The organism is Pseudoalteromonas sp. Z9A5 (genome assembly GCF_011378875.1).
In the GTDB taxonomy this organism is placed as follows: Bacteria; Pseudomonadota; Gammaproteobacteria; order Enterobacterales; family Alteromonadaceae; genus Pseudoalteromonas.
Genome location: NZ_WTLC01000031.1, coordinates 1 through 13,739, shown reverse-complemented (window position 1 = coordinate 13,739; position 13,739 = coordinate 1). Strand labels below are relative to the sequence as shown.

The following is a 13,739-nucleotide window of genomic DNA, read 5'->3' as shown; positions in this document are numbered from 1 at the left end:
TTGTCGTATATTAATTTGAGAGTTTGGGAGTGTAATTTTTACTTATTTGAAGTGATTTACTTTAGGTGTATTTGTTGATTTATTAAGCGCTGTTGCTAGCTTATAAAACTTAGTGCTTTAAATTAAAATAACCTGAGTTCTAAATCAAAATTACTGCAAACTAGTAATTATATTTAGAACTCAGGTTAAGGCGTCGCTTGTTCGCTAAGCTATTTTAAGACTTAGGATAAACAGTCGTATCAAAAAACTCAACAAGCTCTGTCGAGCCTAGTACAACCGGAACACGTTGATGCAAGCTGCTTGGTGCAATATCTAAAATACGTTGTGTTATAGAAGTTGCTTTACCGCCAGCATTCTCAATTAAAAGTGACAATGGGTTTGCTTCGTAAAGCAGTCTTATTTTGCCATTTTCATTTCCGTTACGCTTATCTTGTGGGTATAAAAACAAACCACCACGACACAAAATTCTGTGTACGTCGCCAACCATTGCTGCATTCCAGCGTATTGAGCTTTTTCCAAAGCTTTCACAGGTATATAATAATTTATCAAAATAAACTTGTGTAGGTTCATCCCAATAACGGTAGTTGGCCATATTCACAGCAAATTCACGACTTTGGGTAGGTACGCTTAATTGAGCATTGGTAAGCAAGTAACCACCATGCGTTAAATCAAGGGTGTAACATCGTGTTGGTCCGCCAGTGCTCATTACTAATAATGAAGAAGGACCATATAAAACGTAGCCAGCACATACTTGATTTACACCAGCTTGAGTAAATTGCTCATCGCTGTCGTATGCTACGTCTTCTCTCGCTGGGTAGATTGTAAATATAGTACCAATTTGACCATTTACATCTATGTTAGAAGAGCCATCTAGGGGATCAAAGGCAACAATATACTTACCTTCAGGATGACCACCAACAGCATGGTCCTCTTCCTCAGATGCAACGGCTCTTACACTACTGTCGTCTAATAATATGTCTTTAAGCAGCTGATTAGCTATAACGTCTAATTTTTTCTGAACTTCACCTTGAATATTTTCATTCAAAGTTGAGCCTAAAACACCACCTAGCTCACCTTGACTTACTCGAAAAGCAATTTCTTTACTAGTCGCTAAAATAGTGCGAATAAGCATAATGAGATCAGTCGGAACCCCATCTTCTTTTAAAACTGAATTTAATCTTTTCATGCGCTATACCTATTTACACAGTTTAGATCGCTAAAACACTGCTCTAACCTTGCTGTCATATTTTGCTCTGAATGACGAAGCCATACGCGAGGGTCGTAGTATTTTTTATTCGGTTTATCATCACCATCAGGGTTACCAATTTGACCTTGTAAATAAGCTTGCTTGTCTTTGTAGTAGTCTAAAATACCATTCCAAGATGCCCACTGCGTATCTGTATCAATATTCATTTTTATTACGCCATACGTTAACGACTCAACTATTTTATCGTACTCAGAGCCGCTACCACCATGAAACACAAAGTTAATTGAGTTCTTTGGTAAATCAAATTTCTCTGATACGTAAGCTTGTGAATCTTTTAGTATAGTTGGTGTAAGAACAACGTTTCCTGGTTTATACACACCATGAACATTACCAAATGACGCTGCAATAATAAAATTAGGGCTAATACGGCTTAAGCGTTCGTAAGCAAAAGCAACATCTTCCGGTTGGGTATATAACGCAGAACTATCAAGATGAGAATTATCAACCCCATCCTCTTCTCCACCCGTACAACCGAGTTCAATTTCAAGGGTCATATTTATTTTAGCCATACGCGCTAAATAGCGTTCGCAGGTTTCGATATTCTCTTCTAATGACTCTTCTGATAGGTCTATCATGTGTGAGCTGAACAGTGGTTTTCCTGTTTTCTCAAAATGCTTTTCACCTTCATCGAGTAAACCATCAATCCAAGGTAATAATTTTTTAGCAGCATGATCTGTATGTAGCATTACCGCTACACCATAGTGAGCAGCTACAGAATGAACATAATTAGCAGCACTTACCGCGCCAAGTACAGCAGCTTGTTGATCAGGTAAAGATAAGCCTTTTCCACAAAAAAACTGTGCTCCACCATTCGAAAGTTGAATGATTACTGGCGATTTCATTTTTTGCGCGGCTTCTAACGTCGCATTTATTGATGACGTACTAACTACATTTACCGCAGGGAGTGCATATTGATGTGTTCGTGCATGTTTATATACCGCACTTACTTCGTCGCCGATTACTACACCGGGCTGGATAGTTGGGGCTAAATAATTCATTTTTATGTTCCTTGCTATTTTAACGCTTCAATACAAGCTGCTGTGATTGCTTGCCAATTTTCTTGCTCTACCCATTCTTTTTTAGCAATCCATGTGCCGCCTACGGCAAATACATTACTTAAAGAAAGATAGTCTAATTTATTTTTTTCACTTACTCCGCCAGTCGGACAAAAACTAACAGAGCGAAATACAGAAGATACAGCGGATACAAATGGAACACCTCCGCATAACGACGCAGGAAAGAGCTTTTGCTCTTCAAACCCGTACTCTAATGCCATTATTATATCACCTGTATTAGAAACACCCGGTAATACAGGAACCTCACACTTAACAAGTTCACCTAGTAATTTTGGCGACACCGCTGGTGTAACAATAAAGTCAGCACCGGCTTCCAACGCTTGCTTTAATATAGACACGTTAATAACGGTACCAGCTCCAACTTTAAGCTCAGGTACTTGTTCTTTTATTGCTTTTAATGCCTCAAGCGAAGCTTCGGTTCTTAATACTACCTCAACTAAACCAAGCCCAGCATTTGCCATAGCTTGGGCTATTTTTACGCCCTGCTCAGGTGTATCAGCTTGAATTATAGGCAGCAGTGATTGTCCTGACATGAGTTCAGAAAAGCGTGTCATTACGTTGGATTTCCTTTGTTAAAAGTTCTGAGACCAAAGTATAGCCTCAGAATATGCAAGTATTATTAAATGAGGTAGTTATATACCGGCTTCAGTCATTGCAAGCTGAAATATATCTTTTGGTATAATAGCGCCTGGTTGTTGAATAACCGTACCAGCGGCTTTAGCTGCAAGTTGTACTGCATCTGTTGTTGTTCTGCCAGACAATCGCGCACCTAAATATACACCGTTAAACGCATCACCTGCTGATGTAGTATCAACAACATGAGTTACCGGAATAATAGTATGACTAAGCAGTGTTTCACCTTCTTTTGTGATTACTGATTCTGGACCATTTTTAACGATTATTTCTTGTATTTTATATGGCTTTAAATAGTCAATAACTGCTTCTACGCTATGTATATCGTAAAGTGTTGTTAAATCTTCTACACCTGGCAATGTAATGTCCGCCAAGCTAAATGCCAAGTGATATTGCGCTTTAGTCTCGTCAGTATCTTTCCACAACCGCGCACGATAATTTGGATCAAATACTATTTTTACACCCGCATTCTTAAGTTGCTCTATCGTTTTCCAAAACTTGTCTCTTGCGCTTTCTTCTATTACTGCAAGTGAAATACCTGAAAAGAAAAACATATCACCCGATGATAATTGTTCAACAATATCTGCATTTAAAAAGTCGACTACTTTTTTAGCCGCCGAATCGCTTCGCCAATAAGTAAAGCTACGCTCGCCGGTATCATCTGTTTCAATGTAATACATACCAGGCACTTTATCATCGTGCGCAAACACAAATTGTGTGTTTAGCTCTTCACTTTTAAAGCGAGTTAGCATTTTCTTACTTAGGCTATCTTGTCCTAAAGCAGTTACTAACGAGGTACCAACATCTGGATAACAACGCTTTAAATATACAGCTGAATTGTAAACATCACCTGCAAATGACTGGTGCAGCTTAGACTCACTCATTGCTCTGAGTTCAACCATGCATTCGCCAAGAAAGTAAATATTTTTCATATTGGAAACTTATCCTATGTTATTAATAGCTATGCACTTGCATTTAATGCTCCTGCATAGCCATTACTATCAGATTAATTAGGCTTTTTTAAAGGCTCAATTTTTGGAATAAGTATCCAAACAGCAGCCATTGCAATAATTGCTAAAGAAGCACCAATAACAAATGCTGGAGTATAGTTACCATCAGCAGTAAGAATAGGAACCAGTGATGTAAGGCCTACAGCACCAAGCTTTGCAGCCATACCAGAGAAACCTGATAATGTACCTACAGCCTTTTTACCTAGTAAATCACTTGGTAGTGTTTGCACATTACCAATTGCAGTTTGGAAACCGAATAAAATAACAGCCATAATAAGCACTGCTGTAGTTGGGCCACCAGGATTAGCCATCGCAAGTAGCGAAGGTAGCATAATTAAACAACCCAGCGTAATGGTTAACTTACGTGTTTTATCTGTATTCCAACCGGCTTTAAGCCTGTTTTGTGCCAGTAAGCCACCAAACCATGCGCCAAACATTGCACCAACATAAGGAACCCAACCGTATATACCGATAGACTTAACGTCCATGCCGTACACTTCGTTTAAGTAAATTGGAATCCAAAAAACAAATAACCACCAAATAGGGTCAATCGCAGCAGAAGCGATAATTACACCCCAACTTTGTTTACGAGAAAGTAGCTCAGCGGTAGAAGGGTTATATTCTTCTTCATCTTCGCCAGTTACATCGCCGTTATCATCAACACGTCTTTGACCTGTTAAAATGTATTCACGTTCTTCAGCTGTAAGCCAAGGGTGAGAGCTAGGCGGCGCTTTAACTAAAATTAACCAAGGCACTAACCAAAGAAAACCTAATACACCAACAAAAACAAACACCATTTGCCAGCTAAAATAGATAGTCAAATATGCAATTAACGGAATTGCAATAATACCGCCAATAGCCGCGCCAGAGTTAAAAATACCCTGCGCTAAAGCACGCTCTTTGGTAGGAAACCATTCAGCATTACCTTTAGCGGCTCCTGGCCAGTTACCGGCTTCAGCTACACCTAAAATGGCACGAAAGATACTAAGGCTCATTACGCCCTGTGCAAATGCATGCGCAACGGTTGCTATTGACCAAACACCAATTGATAAAACAAAACCAAAACGTGTACCAACCCAGTCAAATATTTTACCAAAAATTGCCTGACCAAATGCATAAGCAAATACAAACACAATTGAGATGTTAGCGTATATTTGTTTACGCTCTAATGCAGATTCATCAGGAAATAAATCCTCAACAATATCAGGCCAAAGCACACTAAGTGCTTGGCGATCTATATAGTTGATAATGGTAGCTAGCGCAATTAACGCTATAACCCACCAACGTAAGCCTTTAAGTTGCATAATTAATCCTCAAGAAAGTCTTCACGCGCTGGGCTAAAAGTATCAATCAGGATTCCGCCTGTTGGGCAGGTAGCTCCATGATCAGCAAATGGTGGGATTAAGCAGCTATCACCCGGTTTTAAGATTTTAGTTACGCCATCAATGTTAAAGTGAAATTCACCTTCAACAACATACGTTACTTGAGAATGTCTGTGAGCATGGTTATAACCAATAGCCCCTTTTTCAAACCAAATTTTAACAGCCATTAGCTCTTCGTTATAACCTAACATTTGACGTTTTAGACCATTTCCTAAATCTTCAATTTCGGTCTCGTTGCCAAATGAAAAGTGTGCGCTTTGCTTTTGCATCCTATTTACTCCTGATTATTGTTCATCATATAAACGCCTAATCGGCCGTTTAAAGTGAACTCTTTATTTTGATAATTGAATGTGTTTTTAGCTGATGTTTGTGCTTTGTTGATAGCAACTAAATATGTCTTGCCTTTAATCTCAAGCTCAACAAGTGTTAGATCGCCCTGCTCGCTATATTCAAGCCCTGTAACTCTACTTACTGCTTCTAATGTATATTCTTTACTTGGGTTATATTCACCGTGAGGCTCTAATACCGATATAAATTTATGTTGCTTTTGAGCCTCTACGCGACGGATAAAACCGTTTTCGTTGCGTAAGTTAAAATGAGGGTCATTTGCACCAATTTGAGTGAACAAGAAAGACTCATCACCTTTAACTAAACTCGTTTGCGTATAAAAACGACCGTTTTCGTTCAACCACGTTACTTTAGCTAGACCACTTTCTGGCTGTGCCTGACCTTTAAGCCATAAGTGTTGATAACCATTTTTAGTACCTAGTGCCGATAATTGCGTTGCATTTGCTTTTAGCTCAAAGCTAGTATCAATAAGCTGACCTTTATAATGTAAAGGTAAGTCAAGTTGATGAGCTTTATCTGCAACAACGTCAAATACATCAAGTGCAAGGGTGCTTTCAAGTTCTGGTAAGTTAATTAATGCAAGTGTACGCTCAAGGTCAACGCCTTTATATGCAGTACTTATTTCACCACTTGATACCGTGCCAAATTCGTTTGTTTCGAAAAAGTTAAGCGTTGGGTAGTTATTATTTCCTACTTCAACATTTGCATCAAAATGCGTTGTTTCATCAACAACAACTGTATTGTGTGCAACAGTATGTTTAGCATAGGTTTCATTTTCTGGTAAGTAACGACCGCCATATTTAGCTTCTACATTTAAAAAACGCGCTGCGCCGTAATCAGATACAATTTCATTACCATGATCGTAAAACTGCCAAGTAAGCTTATCAAAATGACCATGACCTAAACCTTGTGCTGCTGGTTTAAATAATAGCGCTTGATCGCCCCCTACTTCCGTTCGCATTACGACAAGAGCACCTTGTTTTCCATCATTACCATCGCCAAAAGCGACTGATTTAAACGTGTAAGGTGTTTCTAATTTATTATCAAGTGCTTGTGCTACTTTTAGTCCATCACCAGAGAGGATTATTTGATCTTGTTGCTTAGCAATATCAAGGTAGCCTGCGTCGTTAGTTAATCCATACGCTGCAGTTACACCATTCACTAACTCAATAGTATCGATACCTTTACTTTTTATTGCATCGTTAATTGGGAAGAACAACCCGTTGTAGCTAAGTTGAATAGTTGTATCAATCGCCTTTAATAATATGCCATCGCGGTATTCAAATATTTTTCGTTGCGGTTCGTTGTTTTCAATCGCTTTAGCAAACGTTACAAATGGTAATAATGCAAAACGTTGATAGTAAGGGCCTTCGTTATAGTAACCTTGTGGTGAAAACAGCATTTCTAACTGTTTAATAAAACCACCCTTACCCGATTTTTCTAAATCGTATAATGATTTTTCTACCCATTCTGGCTCATTTAAAACGTAACCTGCCATACCAACACCAGCTGTTGCCCATGTTCCATGGTTGTGTACTTTATTAAATGTTGAAGGTTGCCCTACCGATGTAAACAACGAAACTGGACGTAGTAAGTCGTTTTCAATTGTTTTGATGTTATCGGCATTTAACGAGTCATGAATTAGATCATAAGCTTGTATTGTGTACACAAGCCACATTGCTTCATTAAGGCTTTGCCAAAAGAATTTCCCTGGGTTTTGCGAGTCCATTTTACGTTTTGGATGCAGACCAAGCGTTGGGTATAATTTTGCATACTCAAGCAACATATCACGCACGTAATTTGCGTATTTATCATCTTGGCTTAGTTGATAAATGATGCCTGCGTTATACATAAGCTGATAATTTTTTTTGTGGCGTTCATGTGTATAACCACCACCACCATCTTTTGGTACAGGTACCGCAATTGGTTGAGCTATTTGTTCGTCTACTTGCGCTTTTAATAGCTCAAACGCAGTAGAAAATTTACCTTCACTGCCTATTGCTTGGCGCATATGACTTATGTCATCTTCGGTAATTACTAAGTTAGGATGTGCAGCATATGCATCTACTGACAAAAAAGTCATAAATACACTTGCTGCTATTGCTTTAATATTAAATTGACGCTTTGATAAATACATGTGTCTTACCTCGCCTTATTATTTTTGATTAAGGCTGTATGAGGTCCAGCAACAATTAACTCTTTAACACTAGGTACATTTGTTTTATCAAAAGTGTTGTTTGTAATCTCAGTTTTTGGTTCACCTACCGTGTGTTCAACAACAATAGGTGCAGACTTAACAAACGTATTATCTTTAATATTTGTTACCTGTACACCATGAACATAAACGCTATCGTGCTCTTTATTACGCTTACCTAAACCAACATTGTTTAGTTTATTGTTCACCATTTCTAGATGAGGACCAAACGTACTTTCGTCGGTTCCACCACGGTAAAGTTTAACAATACTGCCATCAACATCGTTAAACGTATTATTTTTTAAGATAACGTATTCAGCATTGTAAATACCTAAATCTTCAACTTCGGTATTAAGACGTAATATATCGCCAGTTACTTTATCAAAAGTATTACCAGTAAGAACAATCTCATCAGCCATTGCACCTTTACCCGTTATAAAAAAGTGAAATGAGTGATTAATATCTAGATTAGTTAGGCTTGAGTTAGCCATTACAAAACGATAATTTTCAACCATGCCCCATTTTTGAGTACGTACAATACTGTTGCCAATTGCATCAGGACTATTTTCGCCAGATATTGATAATCCATCAAGCTTTAAACTACCGCCATCATGAATTTCAAACAATGTAGAGCGTTGAAAAGTAAGTTTAGATTTACCTTTTTGTGTTGCTTTTAATGTTAACGTTTTATCTATTTTAACAAGTTTAGAAACATCATACTGACCAGGCGCGAGTTCTAATACGTCACCTGATTGGGCGTTATCAATAGCATCTAATAATGCACTTGCGCTTGCTTTAACTGAGTGTGTTTTACCAGAATCAAAATCAATTATTGCAGGTACTTTTGGATACCAGCTAACACCAGTGTCTTCTTTTGCTAATACTTTTAAATCGCGCTTAGCGCCTACATTCAATGTTTTAGATGTAGGGTACAACAAACCATTAGGTGCTTTTTTAAGTGTAACTTTCTCTTGTTTAACGCCATACGTTAAATCAGAAAGAACTTTTGTATTGGCAATGTTATTACTTAAAACAATACCGCTAACATCATCAAACGCTGTGAATGGTTGCTGATTGTCTTCGTTGATAATTAAGTTGTTTTTCATAACACTGCTAATAGGTACCGCAGTACGTTCCGCATCGCTGCCTGCAGCAAGCTGAATATGGCGAACATTAATGAAAGTATTATTTTCTATTGTCGCGTTTTCAACTTGGTGGTAGCGATTAATAGATGAGTTAGGCACACCGTTCATAACAGTAAAACCACTGCCAAAACGATATCCTGTTAAACCTTGTAAATAGTTATTTCTTACAATTTGATCTTTATTGATGATACGAATACCACCGGTATGATCAACACCGTTACCAATAAAAATATTTTCTTCGATAATGTTACCGTTACCGTGGCGAAGCGTTAATGTACCGCGAGCTTCATAAAAAACATTATTACGTACGATATTTTTACCAGACTTAACTGAGATAATTTCTACTTCACCATTTGTTTTTTCAAAGTAGTTATTTTCAACTAAGGTGTGAGAATCAGTTAATGAATGATGACTGGTACCAATTCGGAGAGTTTCGCCGCCATTCGAACCAAAAGTAGGACGGTAACCGAAGTAGTTGTTATCTATTTTGTGATAATTTTGCTGACTTTCTTCAGTGTTTAATCGAACCGCAACTGTAACACCTTTATTACGCTTACCAACAAGGTGACTGTGGTCAAAGCGATTGTGTTGACCGTACAGGGCAACCCAGTAATCTGATTCTCGTTTATCGGGGTTATTATAATTATCGATAACGACTTGTGTTACGCGTGAATGAAACGCTAGGTGATTTTTATCTTTACGAAATTCAATAACTGAAGAACTTGGAGTGTAACCATCTTTGAATATTAAGCCTGAAACAACTAAATGTTTACCTGCTAATCTTAGGTTAGATTGACCAGATAAAATTACTTTACCGTTAGTTTCAGCTGTTAATAAAATAGGGGAATCTTCTGAACCTTGACCTTCTAATAAAATTTCGAAATCTGACCAAGTACCATTTTTAAGTGTTACTTTGTCGCCGGCAACCAACTTATTAGAAATATCATTAAAAGCTTGTTTACTTTCTACAAAATAATCTTTGGCTACAACTTGTGTTGATAGGCAACCAACGAGAACTAGACTAAGCTTTATTATATTAATCAAACGCATAGTTAACTCTTTTTTATTGTGACTTGAAGTAGTGCTTTATTAATGTGTAAAAAGTGGTGATTGAAAGCAGACTAAATCGCGTCAATTGATGTCATGTGTGTATAGCGCTTGGTTATATGCAAAGCAATATAACCAAACGCCCAAAAGTAAATTTATATTACTTTTCTAACTTTTTGAAGTAATCAAAAATTTCTGGAACATTACCTTGTCCCATGCCCGCATCAAATGCAGCCTGTAGGTTAGCTGACGAACCTTCAGCAATTTTAGATTCTGTACCTAAGTCTTCAACCATTTGTAGGAAGTAGCCTAAATCTTTGTTTGCATTAGCAATCGAGAAACCAAGGTCGCTAACGTTATCAACTGCATAGTTTTTACAAAATTGCATAAACGGTGAGTTAGATGGACCAGTCGACATAATGTCGAAAAGTTGTTGGCGATCAACACCAGCAAGCTCTGCAACTGCAAATGCTTGTGACATAGCACATACTGTTGTCATGCCCATGAAGTTGTTGATAAGTTTAGTAGTATGACCTGCACCTAGCTCGCCAAGATGGAAAACGTTTTCACCTTGATCTTCTAATACTGGCTTAACTTTATTAAATGTCTCGATATCGCCCGCAGCCATAATGTTTAATAAACCATCTTTAGCGTGTGCTGGTGTACGACCTAATGGAGCGTCAATCATGCCTGCACCCTTCTTAGCTAAATCCGCACCAATTTTCTTGGTAGATGACGGGATAGATGTACCGAAGTCAACTAAAACAGCGCCTTCTTTAATACCGGCTAAAATACCGTCTTCTGCATAAATGATTTTTTCAACAACTGCTGATGTTGTAAGACAAAACATAACAATATCTGAACCTGCAGCAAGTTCTTTTGCTGTACTTGCTGTTTTTGCACCTCTGGCAACACATGCAGCAACCGCATCTTTGCTAAGATCCATTACAATCAGCTCATAGCCTTTGTTTTGTAAATTTTCGGCCATATTGCCGCCCATTAAGCCAAGGCCGATGAAACCGATGATAGGTTTTGACATGAATAACTCCTAATTATGATGGTGCAAACTTTTATGAGTACGAGTAATGATTTACCTCATAAATAGGTCCGCTGTGTCGTTTATTTCAATTCAGTAGAGCAACACTAAGTTTTCGGTATTTGAATAATTAATTAATCATTTTCCTACTTAACCATTAAACAATCCTGGATAGGGTCTATTTATTTAGGCTATAGGACATAACTGATCACAAATTAATTAACACGTACTAATTTACAGCTCTGATTATTTACCAACAGTGTTAGTAGCTCAAACAAGTAAGCTTACCAACTGGTATGCAAAAACTTTATTACTATACACCTATTTTGTCAACCAATAAGTTAACCTTGTAAAACAACCCCTCTTACAATAAAGCAGGAGACTTAAAATATAACAATTACAAAACAATAACTTAATTGTAAAAAGTGATTTTTTATACATATTAATACTTGTAAAAAATTAGATAACAAAATAATGACCAACAGGTTGACCAATAATAAAATAGCTACTGCATATATCAGTTGTATTTAACGTAAAAAGAATTGAGACAGGTAACTTTAATAAAAAAATTGGTAAGGCTAATCTAGTTTATAAACTCAATATTGCCTTATTGATTTCGTTTAAAATCACTCTATTATTTATCAAAATGATTACGACCTACTTAACAGCGGCTTTCTGTACTCAAGCTACCGCTTCTAAGCAATAAAGCTATAAAGCTATAAAGCTATAAAGCTATATAATAAGTAATAATGTCCAAGAGGTTGTAATTTACACCTATAGCCTACATTTATAGCCAAGATATATGTAAAGCATAAAATATATATTTATACTTATTATGCTTAAGCTTTCGGTAAGTACCTTTTATTCAAAGTTTCTCAAGTATTAAATTTGCACATTTACATATATGGTTAAGAAAAAATTAAAATTTATACAGTATGTAAATTTAAAGACTAAAACTAAGGTAGCCACAAATGCGCTTATTACACACTATGTTACGTGTTGCAGATTTAGAAAAATCAATTGCCTTTTATACCCAAATACTGGGTATGAAAGAACTTCGTCGTTCAAAAAATGAAGAATATCGATACACGCTCGCTTTTGTCGGTTATGGTGATGAAACTGACACCACCGTTTTAGAACTTACGTATAACTGGGATCAAGACGGTTACGATTTAGGTAACGCTTATGGTCATATTGCTATTGAGTTTGACGATATTTATAAGGCATGTGATGATATTAAAGCCGCTGGTGGTAACGTAAGCCGCGAACCAGGACCTGTAAAAGGTGGCACAACCGAAATCGCTTTTGTGAAAGACCCTGATGGTTATGCAATTGAACTTATTCAGAAAAAGGAAGATATGAGTAAGTTTTAAATTATTAACAGTTAATTTAAGTTAAATAAAAAAAGGTGCTTAAAGCACCTTTTCTAACGTAACTGGCTGTCTTTACTGCCACGTCGATTAAATGCTTTAGATCTAGACCCCTCACCCTCGATAGTAGTTTGGCATGCAACACAATACCGCACTCCAGGTAATGCGAGTCTTCGTGCTTGTGGTATTTTTTCATCGCACTCGTCGCATAGTTCTGCACTTGCACCTGATATTAAATTGCTTCTTGCATACTGTACTGCATCACCAACACTTGCATCAATCTGCTCTTGAATTGCACCATCTCGTGCCCATCCGCTCGCCATAAATCCTCCAAGTAAAGTTGGATGTTTAATACTAATTGAATTAAAGCATTGATCATTTTAAGAACTAAAGGCATTACTAATAGCGTTAATATAGTTATACCAATTAGCTTTAACTATAAGCGCGATTTAACGACAAGAAAATTACACTCTAACAAAGCAAATAATTTTATATCTAGTTGTTAAAATAAGAGTTTTTAACAACGTGATAGAGTGATTTAAATCATTAAATTGTTCAAATATTTATGCAGGTTGGTATTATTTACTATTAAAATCTTTAATCATTATAAATAACCATTTTCTTAATACAACTGATGTGGATTTATGCTATCAAGTAAAACATTTATTAGTACTGAATGGATTATAAATAAAATTATATTGAAATATACTAAGGAAAGTAAAATGAAATTGGGTATATGAAGGTTTTTAAATTATATTTAATCTTAACAACACTGCACTTCCCTATTAAAAATAAGTAAATGGCGTACCCAAGAGATTAGTACTCTTGATAACGTCGTGCATAGAGTGTGCGGTGTCACACAGCTTTATACAATACTTAAAATAAGTAAGTGGCGTCCCCAAGGGGATTCGAACCCCTGTTACCGCCGTGAAAGGGCGGTGTCCTAGGCCTCTAGACGATGGGGACACATAAATGTTCACTAGGACAACTGAATTTTTAGACTCGTTTCAGGCGAGCTTTCTTAATAACACTGCACTTCCCTATTAAAAATAAGTAAGTGGCGTCCCCAAGAGATTAGTACTCTTGATAACTTCGTGCATAGAGAGTGCGGTGTCACACTGCTTTATACAATACTTAAATAAGTAAGTGGCGTCCCCAAGGGGATTCGAACCCCTGTTACCGCCGTGAAAGGGCGGTGTCCTAGGCCTCTAGACGATGGGGACACATAAAT

General features: G+C 37.1%; 11 protein-coding genes and 2 tRNA genes. 1 reads left to right on the top strand and 12 read right to left on the bottom strand.

Annotation, left to right across the window (positions count from 1 at the left end; all coding sequences use genetic code 11):
* Positions 1-214 precede the first annotated feature (214 nt).
* The 9 genes from GQR56_RS15065 to GQR56_RS15025 form a co-directional block, all read right to left on the bottom strand.
* Positions 215-1,186: a class 1 fructose-bisphosphatase gene (locus tag GQR56_RS15065; RefSeq protein ID WP_166112981.1), complete on the bottom strand. Its 972-nt coding sequence runs from the start codon at positions 1,184-1,186 to the stop codon at positions 215-217.
* Positions 1,183-2,265 (bottom strand): class II fructose-bisphosphate aldolase, encoded by a 1,083-nt coding sequence (gene fbaA / locus GQR56_RS15060; protein WP_166112978.1) that lies wholly within the window; start codon positions 2,263-2,265, stop codon positions 1,183-1,185. The genes GQR56_RS15065 and fbaA overlap by 4 nt, the downstream gene beginning before the upstream one ends.
* Positions 2,266-2,279: 14 nt before the next feature.
* Positions 2,280-2,897, bottom strand: a complete 618-nt coding sequence (gene eda, locus GQR56_RS15055; protein WP_024610982.1) for a bifunctional 4-hydroxy-2-oxoglutarate aldolase/2-dehydro-3-deoxy-phosphogluconate aldolase — start codon at positions 2,895-2,897, stop codon at positions 2,280-2,282.
* A gap of 78 nt (positions 2,898-2,975) precedes the next feature.
* Positions 2,976-3,908, bottom strand: a complete 933-nt coding sequence (locus tag GQR56_RS15050; RefSeq protein ID WP_166112975.1) for a sugar kinase — start codon at positions 3,906-3,908, stop codon at positions 2,976-2,978.
* 74 nt (positions 3,909-3,982) lie between these two features.
* The gene (locus tag GQR56_RS15045; RefSeq protein WP_166112972.1) at positions 3,983-5,290 is read right to left on the bottom strand and encodes an MFS transporter; all 1,308 of its coding nucleotides are present in this window, start codon (positions 5,288-5,290) and stop codon (positions 3,983-3,985) included.
* A gap of 2 nt (positions 5,291-5,292) precedes the next feature.
* Positions 5,293-5,637 (bottom strand): cupin domain-containing protein, encoded by a 345-nt coding sequence (locus GQR56_RS15040; RefSeq protein WP_024609426.1) that lies wholly within the window; start codon positions 5,635-5,637, stop codon positions 5,293-5,295.
* A 5-nt stretch (positions 5,638-5,642) separates the two neighbouring features.
* Positions 5,643-7,853 (bottom strand): heparinase II/III family protein, encoded by a 2,211-nt coding sequence (locus tag GQR56_RS15035; RefSeq protein WP_166112969.1) that lies wholly within the window; start codon positions 7,851-7,853, stop codon positions 5,643-5,645.
* Positions 7,854-7,858: 5 nt separating this feature from the next.
* Entirely contained in the window at positions 7,859-10,105 is a 2,247-nt protein-coding gene (locus GQR56_RS15030; protein WP_166112966.1) for a polysaccharide lyase 6 family protein, read from the bottom strand.
* Positions 10,106-10,262: 157 nt separating this feature from the next.
* Positions 10,263-11,141 carry an NAD(P)-dependent oxidoreductase gene (locus GQR56_RS15025; protein WP_166112962.1) on the bottom strand — a complete coding sequence of 293 codons (879 nt, stop codon included), beginning with the start codon at positions 11,139-11,141 and terminating at the stop codon, positions 10,263-10,265.
* Positions 11,142-12,109: 968 nt separating this feature from the next.
* Between GQR56_RS15025 and gloA the strand changes: the two genes are divergently transcribed.
* Complete coding sequence (gene gloA / locus GQR56_RS15020) at positions 12,110-12,511, top strand: lactoylglutathione lyase (protein ID WP_024609430.1); 402 nt, start codon at positions 12,110-12,112, stop codon at positions 12,509-12,511.
* Between the two features lie 53 nt (positions 12,512-12,564).
* On the opposite strand, the gene GQR56_RS15015 is transcribed toward gloA, so the two are convergent.
* The 3 genes from GQR56_RS15015 to GQR56_RS15005 form a co-directional block, all read right to left on the bottom strand.
* Positions 12,565-12,831: a DksA/TraR family C4-type zinc finger protein gene (locus GQR56_RS15015; protein WP_024609431.1), complete on the bottom strand. Its 267-nt coding sequence runs from the start codon at positions 12,829-12,831 to the stop codon at positions 12,565-12,567.
* 567 nt (positions 12,832-13,398) lie between these two features.
* Positions 13,399-13,474: transfer RNA gene (locus tag GQR56_RS15010), tRNA-Glu, on the bottom strand.
* A 181-nt stretch (positions 13,475-13,655) separates the two neighbouring features.
* Positions 13,656-13,731 (bottom strand) — tRNA-Glu (locus tag GQR56_RS15005).
* Positions 13,732-13,739: the final 8 nt, after the last annotated feature.

Bases quoted from the DNA above. Each gene is read 5' to 3' on its own strand.
- GQR56_RS15065 (WP_166112981.1), bottom strand. From the start codon at position 1,186: ATGAAAAGATTAAATTCAGTTTTAAAAGAAGATGGGGTTCCGACTGAT.
- fbaA (WP_166112978.1), bottom strand. From the start codon at position 2,265: ATGAATTATTTAGCCCCAACTATCCAGCCCGGTGTAGTAATCGGCGAC.
- eda (WP_024610982.1), bottom strand. From the start codon at position 2,897: ATGACACGCTTTTCTGAACTCATGTCAGGACAATCACTGCTGCCTATA.
- GQR56_RS15050 (WP_166112975.1), bottom strand. From the start codon at position 3,908: ATGAAAAATATTTACTTTCTTGGCGAATGCATGGTTGAACTCAGAGCA.
- GQR56_RS15045 (WP_166112972.1), bottom strand. From the start codon at position 5,290: ATGCAACTTAAAGGCTTACGTTGGTGGGTTATAGCGTTAATTGCGCTA.
- GQR56_RS15040 (WP_024609426.1), bottom strand. From the start codon at position 5,637: ATGCAAAAGCAAAGCGCACACTTTTCATTTGGCAACGAGACCGAAATT.
- GQR56_RS15035 (WP_166112969.1), bottom strand. From the start codon at position 7,853: ATGTATTTATCAAAGCGTCAATTTAATATTAAAGCAATAGCAGCAAGT.
- GQR56_RS15030 (WP_166112966.1), bottom strand. From the start codon at position 10,105: ATGCGTTTGATTAATATAATAAAGCTTAGTCTAGTTCTCGTTGGTTGC.
- GQR56_RS15025 (WP_166112962.1), bottom strand. From the start codon at position 11,141: ATGTCAAAACCTATCATCGGTTTCATCGGCCTTGGCTTAATGGGCGGC.
- gloA (WP_024609430.1), top strand. From the start codon at position 12,110: ATGCGCTTATTACACACTATGTTACGTGTTGCAGATTTAGAAAAATCA.
- GQR56_RS15015 (WP_024609431.1), bottom strand. From the start codon at position 12,831: ATGGCGAGCGGATGGGCACGAGATGGTGCAATTCAAGAGCAGATTGAT.